This is a genomic window from Borrelia sp. P9F1 (assembly GCF_030436115.1).
Taxonomy (GTDB): Bacteria; Spirochaetota; Spirochaetia; order Borreliales; family Borreliaceae; genus Borrelia.
Genome location: NZ_CP129413.1, coordinates 15,598 through 36,508, shown reverse-complemented (window position 1 = coordinate 36,508; position 20,911 = coordinate 15,598). Strand labels below are relative to the sequence as shown.

Sequence of the window (20,911 nt, the reverse complement as noted above, 5' to 3'; positions counted from 1 at the left end):
ATTTAGAGTATTTAATTTGATTTTAATGTATTAAAAGGCATTAAGTACAAATAATGCATAGGTTTTTGTTAATTCGCTTAATGATTTCTTTTTTTCTTTTCTCTTGTGATTGTTTCATTTGTTCTCTATCGTCTATATTGATTTTTTTCTTAGCTCTTCTGTTTGATATTCTTATTTGCTCAATATTTACTTTCCTAAGCGTTATCTTTTTTATCTCTTTAACTCTTTTCCTAACTGCTGATAGGTTTATAGGGTCGTCTATTTCTTCTACGAATAGATACTTAACCAATTCTTCTAAAATATAATGGTTCCTTCCTATTTGAACCGTAGCGCCTATTCTTGTAAAAGCTTTATAAAGATAACTTTCGCTGTAGGGAAGTTTGTAGATCTCTTCTAGAATATTTTTAACCTCATTTAGTTTATAAAATTTTAATTTTGCAATTATCAGCATAACGTCCATCCTTTTTACTGAGTTTTAAGTGTTGATTCTAATTTTAAATATATTGTTGCTCTAAGATAAAATTCCATTGAATAAAAAAATACTCTGTTTTGGTTATTTGTATTGATAAATGCAATAAAGTTTAATAGAAGCTAAGTAATTCCTTTTACTTAATCTTTGAGCATGCCTTATTTCTCGATAAGAAGTTTATTATTTTAAGCGTTTTGGGTGTTTTATTGAGGAGAGGAGCATGCGTATTGTTGCTAGAGTATGAAGTCGATGTAAGAATTGTTTACAAAAGCCTACTGCAGACTTAAGAACAATGATAACGATTGTATGACAAATGAGAATGATAATCTCTGAGTAGGCTTGAGCAATCAAAATAGTTCTTAATTATCGTTTTGAGGTGTAGCCATAATTTCCAGTTAAAAAAAGGCAATAGGGGTTGACAAATAAACAAATTTATGCTAAAATACATCTAGCACTGATCGACTTGAGCAATAATTCTTTAATAAATCTTTAGTTCCTTAAACAAGACTTTTTATTTTGGTAGAAACAGAGGTTGTTGATTTAGGCAAATTATCGGAACAAGTATCTTACATACGAACATACTTAGGGTTTAACCCCAACCTTACTAAGAACGGGAATGGTTTGCTTGGACGAATGTGTGTTCTTGAGTCCAATCAAGAGAATTTTAAAAAAGATATTGAATGCAAGTCTGCAAGTTTTTCAAGTCTTGTTATTGCTCGTCTAGACAAACAAGACCGGCTTATGCGTGCATACTACAGAAAGCTGTTTGATGAGATTGAAAACATCAAGAGAACAAATATTTCTTTTCACACGTTTAACAATATTGGAACATTTATTTTAAAAGTCTCAGCAGTGGTCACTGCGTTGTATGGAACTCTTAAACTGCTTGGTTGGGTGTAGCTAGTGAAGAAAATAGTGAACAAAATTAGGTCGTGTAGTGTGAACAAAGTTAGGTCCACTAAGAGTAGAGAGGAGTCACAGACCAAACAGATAGCAAAACACGGGCTTATTATAACCTACATTTCTGTAATAAGTTCAATAGCTTTAGCAGGAATATGCCTGCTAAGGGGAAGTGCAATTCCCGATTTGGCAGGGACTATGTTTATTGGTGGTCTTGGGTTTTTTGGTGCTGGCATTGGTGGGAAAGTGAGTAAGGGGTTTGTAACAAGAGGAGAGGATAAGAGGAGAATTGTATCAGGGGGTAGGAGAGCTGCTTGTCGTGGAGAAGGCAATGAAGGTTAGACAAGACGACCAGAGATTGTTTTTCAAAATAAGAGAATGGGGCTGCTATCTCTTGTCTCTTCATTATTGGGTTTTTTATTTTAAAAAAATTGTATTTGAATATGTGTAGGCAACCATAGAAGAGTTTTAAATCAGATTGGAGAGGAATTAGTAAATATTAGTAATAATTGTTTTGATAATGGGTGCACCCGATGGGAGTGCATGGGCACCCTTAATTCTAGTCTAACTTGTGTATATTGTTTTAGTTGTTGTGTATCTTTATTGTTATCTTTCTATTATTAAAACATGTCACTTTATTATATATCTTATCCCTATATTTGCATACATATATTTATATTTAACAAATAAACTTAAGTTTATTGTCCCAATTTTTTAGTTTTTTATCTTTAAGAATAAAGACTACTCATTTATACTAAAAGATATAACTATATTGACATATTAGTACTATAGTAATATAATAAATCTGGCTTTAAAACCAATTATTATATATTTGAAGACATTAATTACTGTTTAGATGCTGGGTTTAATATTTAATCTCCAATTTAGCAGAGATCTTATAATGGATAATAATGACCATAGCAATAAGATTTCTAATCTTAATAGAGCTAATCTAGTACTCCTGTTTGATTTACTAAAACACAAGTGTTCCCAAATTTAAGTAAGCGGAGACATAAGGTACCAGACAGAAATATTGTTCTTATTAAAGGTCAATTTAAAGCAAAATGTATCGTAGTATGATATCATATTAACAGATTTAACTGTACTGCTTTAATTAAGTTTTTAAATATTAATAAGGGAGTATACCGTGGGTTTTAAAACCATTCTACTAATTTTAGCTTTAACAGTAGCAGTTCCACTTTCTTCATTTGCTGGTAGTTGCAATAATTGCTGGTTTAACTGTATATGCAACAATTAACTGCTTAATTAACATGCCTCCATAAGGAAAGGAGGCATGCTCCACCTGTTTACTACTTACGTAAGAAGGAGGATATATGAGTCCCTCAATAACCTGTTTCTTCATTTTATCTCTAGCTATTCAAGTTTGTGCCTGCAGAGAATTTGGTAAAAAAGAAGATGATTGTTCTACTTGCTTGTATAACTGCCTTTGTAATTCTCCTAGAACAATAGACGAAAAAACAAAAGATAAAGAAATAGAAAGGATAAACGAGAAAGCAGAAAAATTTGCCAAAGAAATCGATAAAGCAGTAAACGAAGAACTAGAAAAGATAAACGAGAAAACAGAAAAATTTGTCAAAGAAATAAATAAAGATAAAGACAATGACATAACAGAACAACCCCTTAAAAAGGGATGTCCTAAATGTTTTCATAACTGCCATTGTGTAAAAACAAATAAAAAAACGTAGCATGTATTGCAATAACAGTAAATGTAGATACAAATTCTTCAAATATTCATTAACATTACTGCATTCAATCTAAAAGATATAACTATATTGATATCTTAACGCTGTAGTATTATAATAAATAAGCGTTAAACACGAGTATTACACGTTTGAATACGTTAATTGATATCTCCTAATCAACAATTTAGAAGGGAGCTCATAATGACCAAGAATACCCATAGTGGCAATGTTTCTAATCTGAATAATTTCACTGAAAATCTAATTAAAGAAATACGCTCTCTTGATGCATATCTACATAATGGCATTATTGACGCTAAAACTTATAAACTTAAACTTAATGGACGAGCCAAAGCATTTTTAAATCTTCTTAAAGGTAATTCTACATACTCTCCTCATTATGTTAAAGTCACTATCACAAAGATAAGAAAGACTATTAGGGACTTCAATCAAGAGCATCCAATACTTAACTACTTTAAGCTATCAAGAGACGAATACAACCAGCTTGCACAAGACACACTTACTAAAACTAAAGAACGCAACATACACAAGCAATCTTTTAATCAAACTGAAATATTAACTCTTACTAAAGAGCTCCTACTTTCACATAGATTTGAGTTCCTTTATCTAGGGATCCTGCTTGCTTCGGGTAGAAGACGCTTAGAAGTTATCGTTGGATCTTTTAGTGATGATGATCAAGATGAATACACGGTTTTATTCCAAGGCCAGCTTAAAACTAAAGATCCTAAACGCTTTAATACACCTTATCCAATACCTTTAACTATACCGAGGTCACTATTTCTTAATGCATACAATACCTTTACAAGCACCGCGCTTTATAAAGACTTAAGAGAGCGTTGGGAAGATAATGAGTTTCGGGAGACTGAAATTAACAATATGCTCAGGAACCCGATTGCTAAACTATTTGATTCCAAATTTACTACTTCTGACTTCAGAGTTATTTATACAGCCATTATCTTAAAACGTGAAGGCTATTTTAATGATACGCTGGGGAGTAAAGAAATACTCCCAAGAGTTGCCGAGATTCTGGGGCATGTTAATGATGAGTCGGCTTCTCAAAGCTATAGGGATTTTAAACTAACCAGATCTCTTGTTCTTACTGACTTACATCTTAAAATTGCATATATTAAACAAAATAGAAAACTGGAAATAAGTAAAAAAATGCTTGCTTGGCTTTGTAAATCTTCTCTTAATCCTAAAATAACTAACCAAAAAAAGATCATGCGTGCTAAGACCTTTGACTCATTTAAAGAATCTATGATCGTAGCCATTGACTCCTTTAACAACAACGGCAAGCTTTTCAACATAAAGGAGCTTAAATATGAATTTAGAAAAATACTAGCTCAGAATGGGTATAATGTTAAATCTAATGGAAAAATGATTAAGGAGTTCTTTGATCACTTTACTGGTCTTGATAAAAAAGGCGAAGTGAAGATTGCTGGTATTAAGAACACGCCTTCCGCTGATAAAGATTTCCTTAAGAACACACTTATTCCCGAAGAGGTTGATAGACTTAACAAACAACTCCCATTTAAGAGTAAAGACACCATTGGTGAGAACTCTGCTATTTTATCCTTTATACTAGAAAAGGTTTTACTTAGCAAGGCTATTCTTATTGACGTACTTGAATACAAGAATATAAAAGAAAAGTTTCCTAAGTTGACTCAAGCTCGTTACAAGGCATTATTTAAGCTTCTTAGCAAGGAAATTGTTCTTATTAAGTATAAGATTAAGTCGCAAAGTAAAGAATCACTTTAAGGAGAGTTTATGAGAGTAATGACTACTGGAAGTTTTAATAGTTCTGAAGATTTATCAAATGCTATTAACCAGATCATAGAAAATCTTGAGCATGAAGGAAAGCAAGTAATTAATATCAAGCCACGCAATCTCTACTTATTCAAGCGAGTCTTTATGCTAATGAGTTCCACTACGCTTTAATCCTTTATAAGTAAGCACTAACACCCAATAAATCGGGTACATCACTTCCCTAATCGATTTCTCACTTACTAGAATCTTGGCATTAAGCTCAGTCTTAAGTTCCTCAATCTTAGCCTTAATATCACCCTTAAGCTCACTCCTACCTGCACCATCCTTAGCATCTAACTTGTCAATGCCTTTCTTCACATCCCCACTAAGAGCTACCATTTGCTTCTCAAGAACAGTCATTCTAACTTGCAAATTATCATAGCTATAATTAGAATTGCGAACTAAGACATACTGAAATACTGCTTCAGAAAATCCTTTATCAAGAAATGCTTGCTTTACTTCCTCATATTCCGGTAATCGCTCATGCGCAAGATTACTCACCCAAAACTCCTTACCTGCCACACCCTAGCTTAATTTTAACATACTAATCTCTTTCATCTTTAAACAAATAGATCATCAATGGCCTTGTCAGGATAAGTATCAGTATTAATATTTTTACTAGCCGTACCTCTAACAGGAGTGGTTACAGCCATTGCAACTTCTCCTACTGTGGCCGTACTTGTAAGTGTTACACTTACATCCAAACCTGTTCTAATCTCATCACGAAGAGTATTAACATTTTTGTTAATCTTCTCTAGGATGAGTTTAGTGCTAGAATCCTTATTCTTAATTGCAACCTTACGCGCACCAACATCAACTGAAACTTGATCTGCACTGACACTCTTCTTCTTATACCCAGACCTACTCATACAGTCACTTGATGCTGCAAAAACCTTATCAAAAGTTAGATTTAAAAAAATAATACAAGTCATTGTCGCATCAATCGACAAACTTAAAGAGGCCACAATGATAACTCAGGAGAATGTAATACATTCAAGAGAGCTAGCGGAGGCTGAAGACGGGTTTACGGTAATACAAGAGAACGGGGATGAATACTACAAGGATTTTGTTATAAAAGGGATTATAATACCTGACCTGCATAAAATGCTACTTCATAAACTTAAATCAAAACAATACTCTGAGGTGCTCTTTACAATACTGCATGCTCTTTTAATTAATAGAGAAAATATTAAAAATGTTCTTAAATATAAAACACTGGAAGTAACTTTTAATTCCAACACGACTGGAAACAAGTTTGATAAAGAAAAATTTAAAATACTAGAATCTATCATTAAAGAAAATTTAAAAGAAATACAAGGTAAGATCATTTTCAATCCCAACTACTTATCAACATATGAAATGCATGAGGCAAGAGTAGCTAGTAGATGATATTTACTGCTTGAAAAGTATCGTAAGCAATGCTAAGAAAACACCAAAAGTAAACGTGGATATAAACCCAAATATCCAGTAAAGCGGTCTTATCGCTGCTCCTATCGACTTATCAATCTTACTTTCTATTTTCTCGTCTAGTTTTTCTATTTTCCCATCTAGTCTTTCTATTTTCTCATCCAGTCTTTCTATTTTCTCATCTAGTTTATCTATTCTGCCATTAAGCTCATTTCTAACACTTTCTATTTTAACTAATAAACTATCTTTCAATCTCATATTTTGACACTGTTTGCTTCCTTTCACTGGTTTAGTTGCTACTTAGTGTAATTCTTCAGTCGCACCTCGGTGGCTATTCACTGGTGTGCAGCTTTTTATTTGAAAGACATATATGTTTCATCAGTTAGTTTCCTATACAAAAGTCATCATATGGGGCTAATTAATCTGATTTTTTTAATCTTAAGCATGTACCTATTTTACAGTTATAGGGGTGGTTTAAAGCTTTATTCTCTATTCCTTTAAGATAAACTTAAGAGAAACTACAGATAGATAGCTCAAGTAAATAAAATTTATTTGAGCTATTTTAGTAATGATATCTTATTCATATTAATTTATCTAATAAATCTCCACCTTAGTTATCATCACGACACAATTTTAGATATAATTAATTCCATGAGTACCATCCCCCAATTTAATTTTATTTTAAAGAATTCTGCACTGGTTTTAGTAGATATTCAAAACGACTTCCTGGAATCAGGTGCCCTCCCTGTACCCCAAGGTAACGAAATTATTCCTTTATTAAATCAACTTCAAAGCTATTTTGTTCATGTTGTCGCCACTAAAGACTGGCATTGCGAAAACCACACAAGCTTCCTAACAAACAATAACAATAAAGGTTGGCCCGTGCATTGTATTCGAAACACATGGGGATCAGATTTTCCGAAAGATCTAAATACCGAAAAAATAAAAGCCGTCTTTTTCAAAGGCCAGAACAAAAACTCTGATAGCTACAGTGGATTCTACGATGACCACACCAAAAAAACTCAAACGGGTCTCCTTGCCTACCTTAGGTCCAACTCCATCGATACGGTCTTTGTGGCAGGTTTGGCACTGGACTTCTGTGTTAAGGCGACAATAATTGACGCCCACAGTCTAGGCCTACGGTCATATTTGGTTGCTGACACCGTAAGAGGCATATCTCCCTCCCCTAAAGCTACAATAAAAGAACTCAAAAAACTAGGGATCCTAACCTGCACATCAAAGCAAATACCCGACATGCTTCAACTACCCCTATGAAACTTCGACGCATAAAGCCCCCAAGGGCAAAGGTAACTGAACTCCACAACTATAAATTCTACCTAAATCCCTTTGGTCGCCTTTTCTCTAAAAAAGATAATCACACAGAGACTAACACCCATAATGGTGAGCTTGTAAACCCTGTTATGTATCAAAAGGTATAAAATCAAAGTAAAAATTTCAAAGAGAAAATATTAAAAATGTTCTTAAATATAAATCACTAGAGGCGACATTTAATTCCAACGCAACTGGAAACAAAAACATGACTGGAAACAAGTTTGATAAAGAAAAATTTAAAATACTAGAATCTATTATTAAAGAAAACTTAAAAGAAATACAGGGTAAGATCATTTTCAATCCCAACTACTTATCAACATATGAAATGCATAAGGCAAGAGTAGCTAGTAGATGATATTTACTGCTTGAAAAGTATCGTGAGCAATGCTACGAAAACACCAACAGTAAATGTGGATATAAACCCAAATATCCAGTAAAGCGGTCTTATCGCTGCTCCTATCGACTTATCAATCTTACTTTCTATTTTCTCGTCTAGTTTATCTATTTTTCCATTAAGCTCATTTCTGCTTTCTTTTATCTCTACAACAAGCTCTCTTCTAACACTTTCTATTTTCCCATCAACCTTCTCTAGTGCATTCCTAATGGCAACCATCTGATCTTCAAGAGCAGACATCCTAATTCGTAAATTCTCATAATTATAATTAGCATTGCGTATTAATACGTACTGAATAACCTCTTCTGGAAAACCCTTATCTAGAAATACTTGTCTTACATAATCATAATCGGAAACACGTTCTACTGTATTCATACAACCCCCCCCTCATAACCAACAGTAAGTATAGATATAAACCCCCTTTACTTTCTATATCTTACCACCAAGTTTATCTCTATCCTACCGTCTAGTTTACTATCTTATCTTCTATCACTCCTAACAGAATATATCCTAGCGTCTAGTTTATCTATCCTGTCATTAAGCTCTTTTCTTACTTCCCCCCATCTCAATAAGTTCACTAGTTCACTCTTAGCGGTGTCCATCTTTAGTATAAAGTCCATCTATCTTAACTCTAAACTCATTTGCGCATGCAACTAGCTTTTCCTCAAGTGACTTTATCTTATCTTTTACATTATCATCACTACAGACTACATTTAGACATATGGATTAAAATCAAGAAGGAAAAATTAAAAGGCAGGGGTTTAAATTATGAGTGGAGAAACCACATCTAAAATCAAAAACAGTATTTGTATAATAACTTCTTATTTCCCATAGTCCATTATGCTTGTTCTCTCTTATCGTAAATGTCAATAAATGACTTAAATAGCTTTACAAAACCGTAATTTACAGCCGATTTAGTGTATCTAAACAATGACGCATCATTATCCTTTTTAGTTATAGGGCATCTAAGCTAACACACTTCAAGCGCTATTGTGGGTTTTGCCCACTCCTATGGGCAAAACTACGACCTTGTGCCGTACTTTGCTATATGAATAGTTGAGTGTAGCAAACTCAGAAAAAATGTATTCCAGGAATACACAATTTATAAGGCTATAGTTTTTCTTAACGTTCTCTTATTTTTCATTAAGAAATTGAATCAGAGTGTTTTAATTTATTGATTAACCTCATGAATCCATGTCAAAATTTCTTCTGGACTGGTGTTATCGTCTATAAATTGCAATCCTCTTATGTCGTGTTCATTTCCTATATTGCAATCAAGTTTATCTACCTTGGTTATTCCATCTTTTATTGCTATTAAAAATTTTTCTTTCCATTCATCTTTTTCCTTAAAAAGCTCGCCTTTTATTTCAATAAATATTTGATGAGTTAGCTGTCCAGATATTAAGAGCAAAAAATCAGGATAAAACTTTCTTCCTTCTCTGTAGTCATAAATGGGAACTTGCAATTCATTTCTAATTAAAAATATCTTTTCTGTATTAAATTTTGTTTTAAGTTCAGGACATATATCATTAGAAAAATCTTCTATAAACTTTTTTTCATAACTTGTAGCATCTATTGTATTTTGAACAAACCATGACTTGTCCTTTAAATACTCCTCCATTTCCTTAGCACTATCGTACTCACTTTTTTTTGATCTCTTTAAGACCTTAGGGTTACCAAAGAAATTTTTAAAAGGGTCACTCTTCCATTCTGTGGAACCACAATAAGACAGCTTTTCATTTTCATTCAGCAGTTTGAAAACGAAAGGAATGATCTTATCACTAATGGCATCTAATATATCTTTATTTCTTATATCTGGCTTTGTTTTCTTTTTTTGAATAAACCTAATATAGAAATTACCCAAATAATCTTTTATAAATTCTTTCATAGAGGATAAGTTATAATATTTTTTTACCTTATCAAAAGAAATGCCTTTCGATAAGAAAGCATTTCTTATGATATTTACATCTATTTTAGACAATAATAAAGAACAGCTACTATCTAATGCATTGGGGTCATCTTCTGAATAAAGCAATTCCTCTTCAACGATCCCACTCTTAATCTTGTATTCAAAGTATTCAATCTTGCCTTTTGACCCCTCCGTCATTTTAATATAATCTTCTGAAATTCTTTTCATTCTCTTGTTAGTATAGATATAAGGTTTAATATTTAAATCTTTTTTAAGATGGAAAGGGATATTATAAACTTTTTCGTCTTCTATAAGGCCTTGATCCTTTAATTCTCGTTTTAAATCATTAATAAATTTAGAATCATAAAAACTGTGATAGTGTAGAGTCTCAAGCAACTTAAGCTCATTATCTTCCACCTCATCGTCAAATTTTCTCTTGTATTTATCATATTCATCAAATTCAAAAGGATAATACCTAGCTCCCCTCCCGATAAGTTGTGCTTCTGATACAGTACTATGATTAATTCTATCGGTACCCACTCTAGTTTCATAAAGTCTTACTATATCAAAAAGGTTTAAGACATCCCAACCTTCATCAAGCTTATTTACGACAAAAATAGCTCTTATTTCATTTTCTTCTAAAGAATTTAACTTATGGCTGTGATCTAAAACAGCTGCTTTTTCCTTACTCGTTAACTTATCAATATCTTTGTTTAAGTCATTATTCATATTTAAAGTTCTTTCTTGTCGAAAATTACTTTTAAGTTTATCAATTAAATCATCTAAAGATAGATAGCTGTTTTTAAAATAAATATACATATTTTTTATTATGTTATCTTCATCATCTACTGTCTTTAACCTTAAATCTTCGATGTCTTTAAAAGAAAGCTTGTCAACAATTTCATTAAAAAGCCTATTATTTTCATTGGATTTTTCAATATTTTGAGATTTAAAAAGTATTACGGGTTTAAAAGGGCCTATCTTACCCTCTCTTATAGCAATATCTTGTTTATACTGACTAACTAAAATAGCTTGTAATATTAATTCTTTATTTGATAAAGAACACTTTAGAATCTTTATTTCCTTCGAATATTTATCTTCCCTAAATTTCTTAAGATCGTACTGAAATATAATTTTATCCAAATACTTATTTTTGATGTAAGAATTCTTAAGGTCAATGGTCGCCGTAAATTCAAGTAGAATATTGTTATCATTAACATTAAAAATATTCATAACTGTATTTTCCCAGTTAGGTTTTATGTTTCCAAAATCCATATTTTTTTGCATAGACTTTGTTTCTGTATTAAAATGATGAGCCTCATCTGCTATTAATACAATAGGAGTGTCTTTAAAATCAAGCATGGTAATCTTGTTTTCCTTCTCAATAATTATGTCAGAGTGGAGTTTTTGGATAGTAGTAATACATAAGTTAATTGCATCTGTGTCGTAACAACTCTGAAAATTTAATACATTTCTTATCTCAACTTGTTTTCCTTTTATTTCAATTTTGTCTTTAAATAAATATTTATTGGAACTTAGATTCAAAAAATTACACTTAGTTTTCTCAATAACGCCGGATGAATTTACAAAAAATAAAAAATTCCTGTACCCTTTCTCGTAAAGATAAAGAATTAAAGTAGCCATCATTAAAGTCTTACCACTTCCCGTTGCCATATTAAAAAGCACATGAAACCTTAAGTTTTTATCTTTAACATAATCCTTATCATAGGCAATAAAATATTTTAATGCATCTTCCTGATATCCTCTTAAACCATGCCTTAAATTCTCTTTAATAAAATAAGGAGTCTTTACATTGATAATATTTCTAGTACCAAATTCTTTCTCAAGATTTTCTTGAAGTAAGTTTGTGTTAATACTTTTGTCCATAGAACTCCCTAGTAATAGCTTTGTCTTCTTCACTCACGTTGTACGTAGCATCCTCCATTTCTGCAACAGGGACATAATACATATTTTTATCCAAAATTTCCTCAATTATAACCTTTTTGAAATATTCCGGATTTTCTAGGCACTCGATTTTATCTAACTTGTCAAACTGCCTGCGCCAACTAAGGAGAGCATTACTTTTCATTTCTTCTACTACTCTTATAATCTCTTCCTTTGTATTGACATTTAATAGTTTGTCTCTATACACTTCATTGTAGGCTTTAAGCTCAAGATAGACAAACGATCCTCCTCCTTTATATTCTAAATCCTTTGAGATACCTCCCTGCTCACCCTCTAATACTTTTTCTAGTCTCACCTTAGTTATTTTTTTAACATAATCCATTTGTTCAACTAAGATCCATCGCCTGTCCATCTTGTGAGCAACCGCTCCAGTTGTTCCACTTCCTGCAAAAAAATCCAACACTATATCTCCTGGTGATGTGCTAATTTCTATTATTCTCTTTAATAAAGCCTCTGGTTTCGGAGTAGAAAAAACCTTATCCTGAAACAGATTTTGTATTTCAACTTTAGAAACTTGATTATGTCCCACTTCATTGTGCAACCATATTGTTTTAGGTACTACACCTTGTTTAACTTCGGATAAAAATTGCTTAATTTGAGGCTTTGATTCCTTTTTTTTACCAAAATATATTCTATTATCTTTTAATAATTCTATATACCTATCTTTAGATGTCTGCCAACAAGATCCTTTTGGTGGGTAAACAATTTTGCCACTTGGGGTTTCTATTGGATAGTCATAAGATTTAGTATATGTTTTAACCGAAAAACCTCCTGGTTTCCATTCCCCCCTAGGATCATCATCGTAATTCAGATATCTTGCGTTCATTTTATCAGTTCTTTCTAAAAGATTTAGCTTTAAACAATGTTTTTCTTTAGAGTACAAAATTATGATATCGTGAGTAGCGCTAATCCATCTAGAATCGTTAGCAGGAGAGTATTTTTTTTCCCAAACTATATTATGGATAAAATTATCTCTTCCAAAAATTTCATCCATTAATACTTTAAGATAAGCTTGTTCATTGTCATCAATTGAAACGAAAATTGCACCGTCTTCTCTTAGCAATTGCTTTGCTACTTCTAATCTGTTTTTCATAAATACTAGCCAAGTAGAATGATTAAAATTATCATTATACGCAAACCTATCATTTCTAGTATTGTACGGAGGGTCTATATAAATAAGCTTAACCTTTCCTCTAAATTTTGGAAGCAAAGAATAAAGTGCCATCAAATTGTTACCCTTAATCAATAAATTGTCATTCTTTCTAAATTCCTTAGTTTTACTCTTAATTATAGCTAGCTGACAACTAGGAACATCATCCGTATTTCCTATAAAATTTTCTACTTCAACCCTTAAGACATTGGTAATGACTTTGGGTTCTTTTAAAACATGAATGTCCTCACTAGCAAGGATTTCATTTAAATAGACCTCTTTTCTTGATTTTTCTTCACGGCTCATCCCACCTTCAAGGATACAATCTTTAAATGGAAAATTAATTACTATATTTTTATGCGCAATGTCCTCAAGAAAAGAATTATCAATAGAAAGACCTATTTTATTTTTATATTCAGTATAACTATCTGACAGAAAATTTTTTTCAAGTAAGTATGCCTTAAAATGTCTTGCTCTAAATAAAACAGCACCCTTTATTTCCTTAAAAAATTCTTTTTGTATTTCTTCATTTTGAAATAAAAATTCAATAAATTCTTCATTTTCTTCGTTAACAAGATCGATTATCACTGATTTTAATAAAACCTTATTCTTATCAAGAACACTTTCAAAACTCTTCAAATATTGTTCTAACTTCTCCAGATTCATCTTCACCTCTTTCTATTTACATCGAAAAGTTACTATGCTCATCAGCTCATTATAATAGAGAATTATTTAGAAAAATAATCAAAACAACAAATGAACCGTGAAAGCTGTTTTTGTCATTTTAATATTCTTGATGGTAATCCTCTTTTTTTAATAGAATGTCACTGGTAGTACAAGTGATGGGGTAGTATAACTATATGTAGTTTACATATTTCAAGAAATATGAGAAGTCTTGCTTTCACATATAAAGTATAAGGACATAGTAAAATCCTGTAGCATAAGTTGACAAGATTAGTGAAGTGATTGAAAAAGTCCTTAATCATCACCCATAAAAGATAGTGTCGGTCAGTTAATAGCTCTTTTCATTATCTTTAAATTTGTATGTCACTATAGTGGATAGAGCACAGAAAATAAGTATTAGTAAAACAAGTATGTTTATGGCACTAATAAAATTAGACAAGACAGAACATATTGATAACACTAAGCGTAATATAAATATTATATTTTGAATGTTTAATATTTTTAAATATCCATGCTCCTATAATATCTGATATTCGGAATAATATATATATGATTCCGAATATACTAATAGGTATATTTTTATCAGTAAAAATCACCTGCCAGTATAAATAAAAGGGTTGAAAGAAGAACTGAATAGCACTAATTAAGATAAATAACCCTAAGAGCACTCTAGATTTTAAAAATCCCATTATATTTTTCTTGAACTTTACAAGATACAGTATGGTATTTTCTTTATTGTATTGATAATCTGTATTTTTATCACTTGATATGAAAAGAATTGTAACGAAGGAAGATGCTAAATATAAAAATAATGAAATAACATATATTTTAACGTCAATGCGTAAAAACAAGATGCTACCTATGTATCCGCCTAAGATAGCACCAATGCTTAAAATTATCTTTCTAGATGATATGAATGACTTTAATTTTTTTAAGTTATTTTGGTATATATAATTAAAACTAATATCAATTGTACCAGTACTCACCGCAGATGACATTCCGTATATAAACCATGCAATACAAAGAACAACAAATGAAGACGCTTTGAAAATAATAAAATAAGAAACCATTGGTAAAAAGATAGACATTAAGTAAACGATTTTTCTATCAAAAATATCCGAAATTATACCCGAGGGAAATTCAAAGATAATAATTGCAAGCATATAGCATACTTGTATTATGGCAATATCTTTTAACGCTAAACCCTTATTTATTAAAATAAATATCTTTTAACGCTAAACCCTTATTTATTAAAATAATGGTCAGAACTGCGTGGGGAAGTGTTCTTGCAAATTCTGATAAAAACAACGAAAAGAAATAATATTTTTCATGCTCATGCTTTATCATAAATCTTTACTGCCTCCACAAAATTTGTTTTTTCTTGATGTTAATAAAGTGAAATGGGAAATCATGGTTGCTAATAACAATTCTCTTATTTAAAGAATTGATACTTTTATATTCGTCTCCGAAGTAATACACTATACCAATAATGGCCATACTTGATGCAGTTGCATTATTGGTAAAAAAAGAAGGAGCTTGATAATCTTTATTGGCCAATATTATTTTTTCTTCTATTTTACAGGATGATATTTTTACAACCCCAATGTCAGCGCAGTAATAGTAAGATGAGATATTAGGAATATAAAATGGACCAATAATTGAAAAATCATTAAGATAGCCAACATTTATAAATGGAATTGAATATTTAATACAAAATTCATTAACTAAAGGCAAACAGTAATCATCATCTGCTGAAATATTATTAAGGATGGTCTAATCTTTGAGTTACTGAAAATACTCTCCAATAATTTTTTTGAAACCTTTTTTTATGCGCCTTAGTTTGGATAGTTTTATTTAATGATCTTGTTTTTTCTCAATTACATATACTTTATTAGAGCCTATATCATTGTAACTAAATAAAAACTGTCTATTTAAATTGGATTCCTCTATTTTGTCTTCATCTACAAAGGTTACAAATCCTAGTCCTAAATTAGAAAGAGAATAAGTCATGAAATTTCCAATACCACCACATCCAATTATAACAATATGTTCTTTTCCTAAATTAAAATTTTCGGGCTGTGCTAATAAAAGATCTTAAAAAGATTTATTTTTTAAGTACACACTATTTGAAGGATATTTGTAAAAAGAAATTAATACCTTGTTATTTAATGCTAATTTAATGGTTTCTACACTAATATTATTTTCATTAGCAAACAATATTAATTCTTCATATGTTTTTTTGTTTTTCGCAAATATCGCAATATCAAGTAAATGTTCAAAAAGACTATTATCTACCTTAATTTGAAATTAAACTAAATTAACAAGATTTCCTGAAGTAGATTTATTAAAAAATGAAGTTGGATTTTTTATGTAAGTCATTATCATGTCATTTGGTACTTAAATTTATGCGCACCAACTGGTTAAAGCTAACCAACTTAGCACACCTAAACTTAATAAAGTTAAGAACTAATTAAAAATGTTTCCATGCATAGCAATAACCTCCATTGTATTTAATATAAAGCATATTATATATATTCTTAATTGTACCTAGTAGAATAGGTGTAAATCATAGGAGTTGCAATATCAATATATCTTGTTGGTTTGTGTTTAATAATAATTATTTGGTTATTCTCTTATTTTGTTTTGTAAGGTAGTTACTAGTTTTTTTGCATTGATTGTTCATTTAATAAGTATTCTTACTATTGAAACTAATTTTTATTGTCCCCCAATTAACAGTTAAAATGTTCCTTATTTCACATTATTTTCTTGACTTAAGACAGAGTATCACTAACATATAGAAGAGGTCTAAACACACTTATAATGATTTCGGATAATAGGTTTCCTGTTGTACTTTGAACAAGGAGATTTGTGGTTAATAGAGGAGATATTACTCCTTACAGGATTCTGTCAACCATGCCAAGGGTATATTACAAAGATATAAATTTCACCCCACACTTTCCCGATGAAATCAAACGAGGAGATATATTAATAGATTCTTGACAGTATTTAGGGTATGGTTGGGAACTTCAATAGCCCTTAAGAACACTCCTAATAATGGACTTGTTAATGTGGTTGGCAGAATACACGAGGAGGAATTATATCTTCTTGATGAGATAAGAGCTTGGGAAAAATTTAAAATCATAGAAATGAATAATAATTAATATGATTGCTATATCTATATGAGGTTACTCATATTTAATTTAAATAACACCCTTGTTGTTTGTAGTATTGTAATTGAGGTCGATTTTCAAACTTTAGATTAAAACTCAGTAAATTTAAATCTCGTGCAGGTCTCTAGCCTTTAGTATAGTTTAGGTACAACATATTGGTGCCCTTTAACTCATAGCTAGTAAAAATGTTAATATTGATACTTATCCTGATAAGGCCATTGATGATCTTGTTTGTTTAAAGATGAACTAGAACATGGTCTAATTATAGAGGACAAGATATAAACAAAGATAATTATATTATTATGCAAATCACTATATGAATAAATTTAAATCCAAGCTTACTCAAATATTATCTTTTCCAAATTCCTCACACTCACTAATTATCAAATCAATCTGTTCCTGAAATTTAAGAGTACATTGTATTATCTTTATAACCTTTTCAAGGTGTTCAATTTCATCAAGACTTAACTTTCTACCTTTCCTATGTTTAAGGTAATTCTTTAGTACTTGATAGCTGCCAATAGTAAATTACATAAACCCTGTCTGGCACGTTTATAAATTTATTATTATTACTGTAGGAAAGCTCCTTGGTTTCCCTACAGTAATCTATCTTTCCCACAGTTGTATTTTCACTACGATCACTTGAAGTATGAATTCCAACATCTTTATCTAATTCGTCGTGTTCTCTTAGTAAATGTAGGTTAACAAGCTTTCTGCCCAAATGACTAATTTTTTCAAATGTCACGCAATTATCTACGAAAATAATTTTAGGAAAGTCAATTTTTAAAAACTCGATAAATTTTGTTCGGTATAAATCAGAGTTAAGAATGGCATAAACGTATCCTAATATTTCTTGGGCACCAAAACCTTTGTAATACTTAGCATCAATATAATTTCTAAAATCCGTTTTAAAATTTTCCTTTATTAAACGTTTTGAAAGGTTTTGTTCTTTTTCTTCGCATTTTAAAGATTTTTGTTCTTCTGTAAGAAACAGAGGGAATAAATAAGTTGTTCCGCTTGAAAGCAAACCCCTTTCTACAATATTAGATAAAACAAAAGAATATTTAAAATTATTACTTGATAAACTTCTAGTGGATAATATCCCTATATTATGATCAATATTTAACATGTGCTTCATTATTTCATATCTAGGCCTAGAGATAATACCCTTGCGTGCGGTGTAATAAATATATCTATTATCAAAAGGTCTGTAAGCTATTTTTTTAACATACGCTACATCAATATTTATGGATTTTAAAGATTTTTGTACCTCTGGTAAGTTCCAATCTATGGAATCTTTAGTTAGGTTGTATTTACTCCTTGCATCCTGCTCACTAAGACAAGCAAGCTCGTTCAGTCTAGCTAGAAGTTCTTTTTGTGTGAAATCAATTGTTATCCTATCTTTAGAAGTTGTTATTCCCACATTGAACTTATTGAAAATTTCTTTTAAAGAGATCCCTTTATTATAAACAATCTCATTATCATAACTCTTTTTGACAAAAAAGTAATAGGGTGTTTTAGTATCAAGTTCTTCAAACCTGATACTAAATACATTATTTTTATTCAAAAATTCATATTTCTGCAGTCTGGCTCCTCTAACACTTTTGTAATAAACTCTAGCAAAATCATTCTTTTTGGTTATATCCTGGTACTTGATAAAAATACTGATTGCAACACCCGTTTGAATATCAAATACATTCTCATCGGCACTCCCATCGCTCGCCTTTTCCCTCTTTCTTGAGTTACCATGCAAATTGATAATGTAAATCTCATCAAAAGTTTTAAGCAAATGCAATCTCATCACTCTGAAAGTAATATTGTCTAAGAATCCATTATTGATGACAATCCCTAATAAACCTTTGTTAGACTTTTCGATATTATGCTCTGCAAATCTAATAAATTTTACATAGTCATCGTTCAATGCGGTTATTGTTCGCTCGCCTAAGTCTTTTTTATAGTCTCTCATTAATCCCAAAATATGGTCGTTATTATTTCTCGATCCAGCATTATAGGGCGGATTCCCAAGAATTACTAAAATTGGTTTGTCTTTAATCTCATTAGCTAATTTATTTTCTTCACTAATTGCAGGTAAAAATGCTTTAAAATTTTCCTGAATTGCTGATTCTGTTAAATCAAGAGTATTAGTCAAGAAGATTTTTAACCTTAATCCTTCACTTTTAATTCTTTCAGGTTCAAAATTGTGGACTTCCTTTAAATACTGAGACAGTTTCAAATGGGCAACCGCATATGGAGCCATTAAATATTCAAATCCGTATATGTTCTGAAATATATGATCTTTAATGTACTGCTCTTGTTTGCCACTTTGGGGAGGAACCTCTCTTAGTATGCATTTGGCAACCTCAAGCAAAAAAGTACCGGTACCAGTAGCAAAATCTAGCACCGTTACTTCTTCTCTATTTGCAAACCCATTTCTTAAGTTAAAATCGGACTTCAAAACATTATTTAAGCTATTAACGATAAAATTAACAATAGGATGGGGTGTATAATAAACACCTTTGCTTTTTCTTAACTCCCTATCATATTTAATTAAAAAATCTTCATAAAAATAGAGATATGGATCCTTTTCTCCTCTATCCTTTAAAGCCTCATTTCTAAGGAAGGAAAACTGTTTAAAAAGTACTTCTGACTCAATATTATTGATAATATTGATTAATTCTTCCAAGATCCATCTTATATCAATGTATTCTTTATTAATCGCAATGTCGTATATCAAGCGCAGTATATCTTGAATGAGTCCAAAATTACTGGGTATTAAATATCCTATATTATAAAAATCTATTCTTGTGTAATTTCTACTATTAAGCTTTGCAAGGAAAAACCCATACGTAATGGTTTGAGCAATTGAATCTGAAAACTCATCAACACTGAGTGCTCCATTATATATGCTTTCATTAAGAAGGTTATATGTTGATATTAAAGTATTTTGATTTTTTAATTTTAAATTAAAATCCAGATTTAGCTCAATTAAATCCTTTAAAACTCTTGTCCTCTCTGCAAGCAAACCAGCCAATTTTTCAATACTTACTATCTTTTCAATTGGCTGTTCAAAAAAGCTCCTTATGATGCTTAATACCTTACTTGCCTTGTTGTTATCAACTTTTGATTTTGTATTTTCTATATCAGGCCTACTTAAAAGAATTTCTCTCCCACAGACATTTTTGTTTCTTATCCAAATAAATTCAATATTATTTGAAAGTTGTTTGTACTTCTTGATTTGGTCGCTTTCTAGAATATTATTTAAATTGTGCTCAATTTTCTTAACTTCAATATAACCCGTTATATTCCCCCCACTTCTAACGATGAAATCTGGCGCTCCCAAGCCCCCTTTATCTCTTTGTGGTTCGTGCTGAATTTCAAGAACAGGACTGCAACTAATGTTATTAAGTAAACTTTGCAAGTATAATCGATCTGTATACTCTGTTTTTTCTTTTAAACTAACCTTCTTTATGTTTACCACGTATTCTTCGAAATATTTTAAATATTTGATATCCATAATATTCATTATAGTATGGTAGTATTTCTCTTGTTTGACAACACTTGCTAAAAGCCCAATGGAGAAGCAACATTCATTAAGAAAACTGTCCTACCCGCATTAGAGTAATGGTCTCTATCCCTGTTATATTTAGCGCTAGTTTCCTTCTCAGCAAGAGAATCGCAACATTTAAGTGCTACTCAAATCACCACACCATATTCATACTTATATCTCTATTAGTAATTACTTATATAAAATAATAAAAAGGCAATAAGACTCTTTGGGGTTTTTGCTCCTCTGCTGGTAAAAACATAATCAATATCCCAACTATAAATACTTCTTATCTAGTAATACGGTAATTGGTAATTAACAAGAGTGTCGCCAAATAAAAATAATAAGTGTATACAAAGCCTGCCTACAGTATTTCATTTTTAGTCAAAGTAAATTCACATTTATAGTTGAGACAAATTGGAGCATACTTAGTTTAAATTTATACCTATTAAAAATAGAT

Annotated in this window: 24 protein-coding genes; 11 read left to right on the top strand and 13 right to left on the bottom strand. The window is 30.9% G+C overall.

The window, feature by feature from the left end; genetic code table 11:
• Positions 1-40: 40 nt before the first annotated feature.
• Positions 41-451, bottom strand: coding sequence for a hypothetical protein (locus QYZ68_RS05480; protein ID WP_301384655.1), 411 nt, complete (start codon positions 449-451; stop codon positions 41-43).
• A gap of 534 nt (positions 452-985) precedes the next feature.
• On the opposite strand from QYZ68_RS05480, the gene QYZ68_RS05475 reads away from it, so the two are divergent.
• From QYZ68_RS05475 to QYZ68_RS05455, 6 genes are all read left to right on the top strand, one after another.
• Positions 986-1,369: a hypothetical protein gene (locus QYZ68_RS05475; RefSeq protein WP_301384613.1), complete on the top strand. Its 384-nt coding sequence runs from the start codon at positions 986-988 to the stop codon at positions 1,367-1,369.
• A gap of 3 nt (positions 1,370-1,372) precedes the next feature.
• Positions 1,373-1,711 carry a hypothetical protein gene (locus tag QYZ68_RS05470; protein ID WP_301384612.1) on the top strand — a complete coding sequence of 113 codons (339 nt, stop codon included), beginning with the start codon at positions 1,373-1,375 and terminating at the stop codon, positions 1,709-1,711.
• Positions 1,701-1,820, top strand: a complete 120-nt coding sequence (locus QYZ68_RS05910; RefSeq protein WP_367317283.1) for a DUF261 family protein — start codon at positions 1,701-1,703, stop codon at positions 1,818-1,820. Before QYZ68_RS05470 ends, QYZ68_RS05910 begins: the two co-directional genes overlap by 11 nt.
• Positions 1,821-2,703: 883 nt before the next feature.
• Positions 2,704-3,075: an OmpH/Skp family outer membrane protein gene (locus QYZ68_RS05465; protein ID WP_301384592.1), complete on the top strand. Its 372-nt coding sequence runs from the start codon at positions 2,704-2,706 to the stop codon at positions 3,073-3,075.
• A 198-nt stretch (positions 3,076-3,273) separates the two neighbouring features.
• Positions 3,274-4,848 carry a protelomerase family protein gene (locus QYZ68_RS05460; RefSeq protein WP_301384593.1) on the top strand — a complete coding sequence of 525 codons (1,575 nt, stop codon included), beginning with the start codon at positions 3,274-3,276 and terminating at the stop codon, positions 4,846-4,848.
• 9 nt (positions 4,849-4,857) lie between these two features.
• Positions 4,858-5,028 carry a hypothetical protein gene (locus QYZ68_RS05455; RefSeq protein ID WP_301384594.1) on the top strand — a complete coding sequence of 57 codons (171 nt, stop codon included), beginning with the start codon at positions 4,858-4,860 and terminating at the stop codon, positions 5,026-5,028.
• Here QYZ68_RS05455 and bdr (QYZ68_RS05450) read toward each other — a convergent pair.
• Entirely contained in the window at positions 5,005-5,397 is a 393-nt protein-coding gene (gene bdr, locus QYZ68_RS05450; RefSeq protein WP_301384595.1) for a Bdr family repetitive protein, read from the bottom strand. The two genes, QYZ68_RS05455 and bdr (QYZ68_RS05450), sit on opposite strands and share 24 nt — an antisense overlap.
• Positions 5,398-5,456: 59 nt before the next feature.
• Positions 5,457-5,861: a hypothetical protein gene (locus tag QYZ68_RS05445; protein WP_301384596.1), complete on the bottom strand. Its 405-nt coding sequence runs from the start codon at positions 5,859-5,861 to the stop codon at positions 5,457-5,459.
• Position 5,862: 1 nt separating this feature from the next.
• On the opposite strand from QYZ68_RS05445, the gene QYZ68_RS05440 reads away from it, so the two are divergent.
• Positions 5,863-6,285: a hypothetical protein gene (locus QYZ68_RS05440; protein WP_301384654.1), complete on the top strand. Its 423-nt coding sequence runs from the start codon at positions 5,863-5,865 to the stop codon at positions 6,283-6,285.
• Between the two features lie 3 nt (positions 6,286-6,288).
• On the opposite strand, the gene QYZ68_RS05435 is transcribed toward QYZ68_RS05440, so the two are convergent.
• The gene (locus tag QYZ68_RS05435) at positions 6,289-6,555 is read right to left on the bottom strand and encodes a hypothetical protein (protein WP_301384653.1); all 267 of its coding nucleotides are present in this window, start codon (positions 6,553-6,555) and stop codon (positions 6,289-6,291) included.
• 399 nt (positions 6,556-6,954) lie between these two features.
• Here QYZ68_RS05435 and QYZ68_RS05430 point away from each other — a divergent pair, with 399 nt between their 5' ends.
• Positions 6,955-7,578, top strand: coding sequence for a nicotinamidase (locus tag QYZ68_RS05430; RefSeq protein ID WP_301384590.1), 624 nt, complete (start codon positions 6,955-6,957; stop codon positions 7,576-7,578).
• 262 nt (positions 7,579-7,840) lie between these two features.
• Positions 7,841-7,990, top strand: a complete 150-nt coding sequence (locus QYZ68_RS05425) for a hypothetical protein (protein WP_301384652.1) — start codon at positions 7,841-7,843, stop codon at positions 7,988-7,990.
• A 3-nt stretch (positions 7,991-7,993) separates the two neighbouring features.
• Here the strand turns inward: QYZ68_RS05425 and bdr (QYZ68_RS05420) are convergent, their stop codons facing one another.
• From bdr (QYZ68_RS05420) to QYZ68_RS05385, 8 genes are all read right to left on the bottom strand, one after another.
• Entirely contained in the window at positions 7,994-8,404 is a 411-nt protein-coding gene (gene bdr, locus QYZ68_RS05420; RefSeq protein ID WP_301384651.1) for a Bdr family repetitive protein, read from the bottom strand.
• A gap of 104 nt (positions 8,405-8,508) precedes the next feature.
• On the bottom strand, positions 8,509-8,649 hold the full coding sequence (locus QYZ68_RS05415) for a hypothetical protein (RefSeq protein WP_301384587.1): 141 nt from the start codon (positions 8,647-8,649) through the stop codon (positions 8,509-8,511).
• 551 nt (positions 8,650-9,200) lie between these two features.
• Positions 9,201-11,825: a DEAD/DEAH box helicase family protein gene (locus tag QYZ68_RS05410; protein ID WP_301384586.1), complete on the bottom strand. Its 2,625-nt coding sequence runs from the start codon at positions 11,823-11,825 to the stop codon at positions 9,201-9,203.
• Complete coding sequence (locus QYZ68_RS05405; protein ID WP_301384585.1) at positions 11,809-13,719, bottom strand: site-specific DNA-methyltransferase; 1,911 nt, start codon at positions 13,717-13,719, stop codon at positions 11,809-11,811. The genes QYZ68_RS05410 and QYZ68_RS05405 overlap by 17 nt, the downstream gene beginning before the upstream one ends.
• A 449-nt stretch (positions 13,720-14,168) precedes the next feature.
• Positions 14,169-14,900 (bottom strand): MFS transporter, encoded by a 732-nt coding sequence (locus QYZ68_RS05400; protein ID WP_301384584.1) that lies wholly within the window; start codon positions 14,898-14,900, stop codon positions 14,169-14,171.
• A gap of 43 nt (positions 14,901-14,943) precedes the next feature.
• Positions 14,944-15,084, bottom strand: a complete 141-nt coding sequence (locus QYZ68_RS05395; RefSeq protein ID WP_301384583.1) for a hypothetical protein — start codon at positions 15,082-15,084, stop codon at positions 14,944-14,946.
• Between the two features lie 6 nt (positions 15,085-15,090).
• Positions 15,091-15,471, bottom strand: a complete 381-nt coding sequence (locus tag QYZ68_RS05390) for a hypothetical protein (RefSeq protein WP_301384582.1) — start codon at positions 15,469-15,471, stop codon at positions 15,091-15,093.
• Positions 15,472-15,591: 120 nt separating this feature from the next.
• Entirely contained in the window at positions 15,592-15,747 is a 156-nt protein-coding gene (locus QYZ68_RS05385) for a ThiF family adenylyltransferase (RefSeq protein WP_301384581.1), read from the bottom strand.
• Between the two features lie 858 nt (positions 15,748-16,605).
• On the opposite strand from QYZ68_RS05385, the gene QYZ68_RS05380 reads away from it, so the two are divergent.
• Positions 16,606-16,737, top strand: coding sequence for a phospho-sugar glycosidase domain-containing protein (locus QYZ68_RS05380; RefSeq protein ID WP_301384580.1), 132 nt, complete (start codon positions 16,606-16,608; stop codon positions 16,735-16,737).
• 17 nt (positions 16,738-16,754) lie between these two features.
• Complete coding sequence (locus tag QYZ68_RS05375; RefSeq protein WP_301384579.1) at positions 16,755-16,898, top strand: phospho-sugar glycosidase domain-containing protein; 144 nt, start codon at positions 16,755-16,757, stop codon at positions 16,896-16,898.
• A 496-nt stretch (positions 16,899-17,394) separates the two neighbouring features.
• On the opposite strand, the gene QYZ68_RS05370 is transcribed toward QYZ68_RS05375, so the two are convergent.
• Positions 17,395-20,430 carry a type ISP restriction/modification enzyme gene (locus QYZ68_RS05370; RefSeq protein WP_301384578.1) on the bottom strand — a complete coding sequence of 1,012 codons (3,036 nt, stop codon included), beginning with the start codon at positions 20,428-20,430 and terminating at the stop codon, positions 17,395-17,397.
• Positions 20,431-20,911 lie beyond the last annotated feature (481 nt).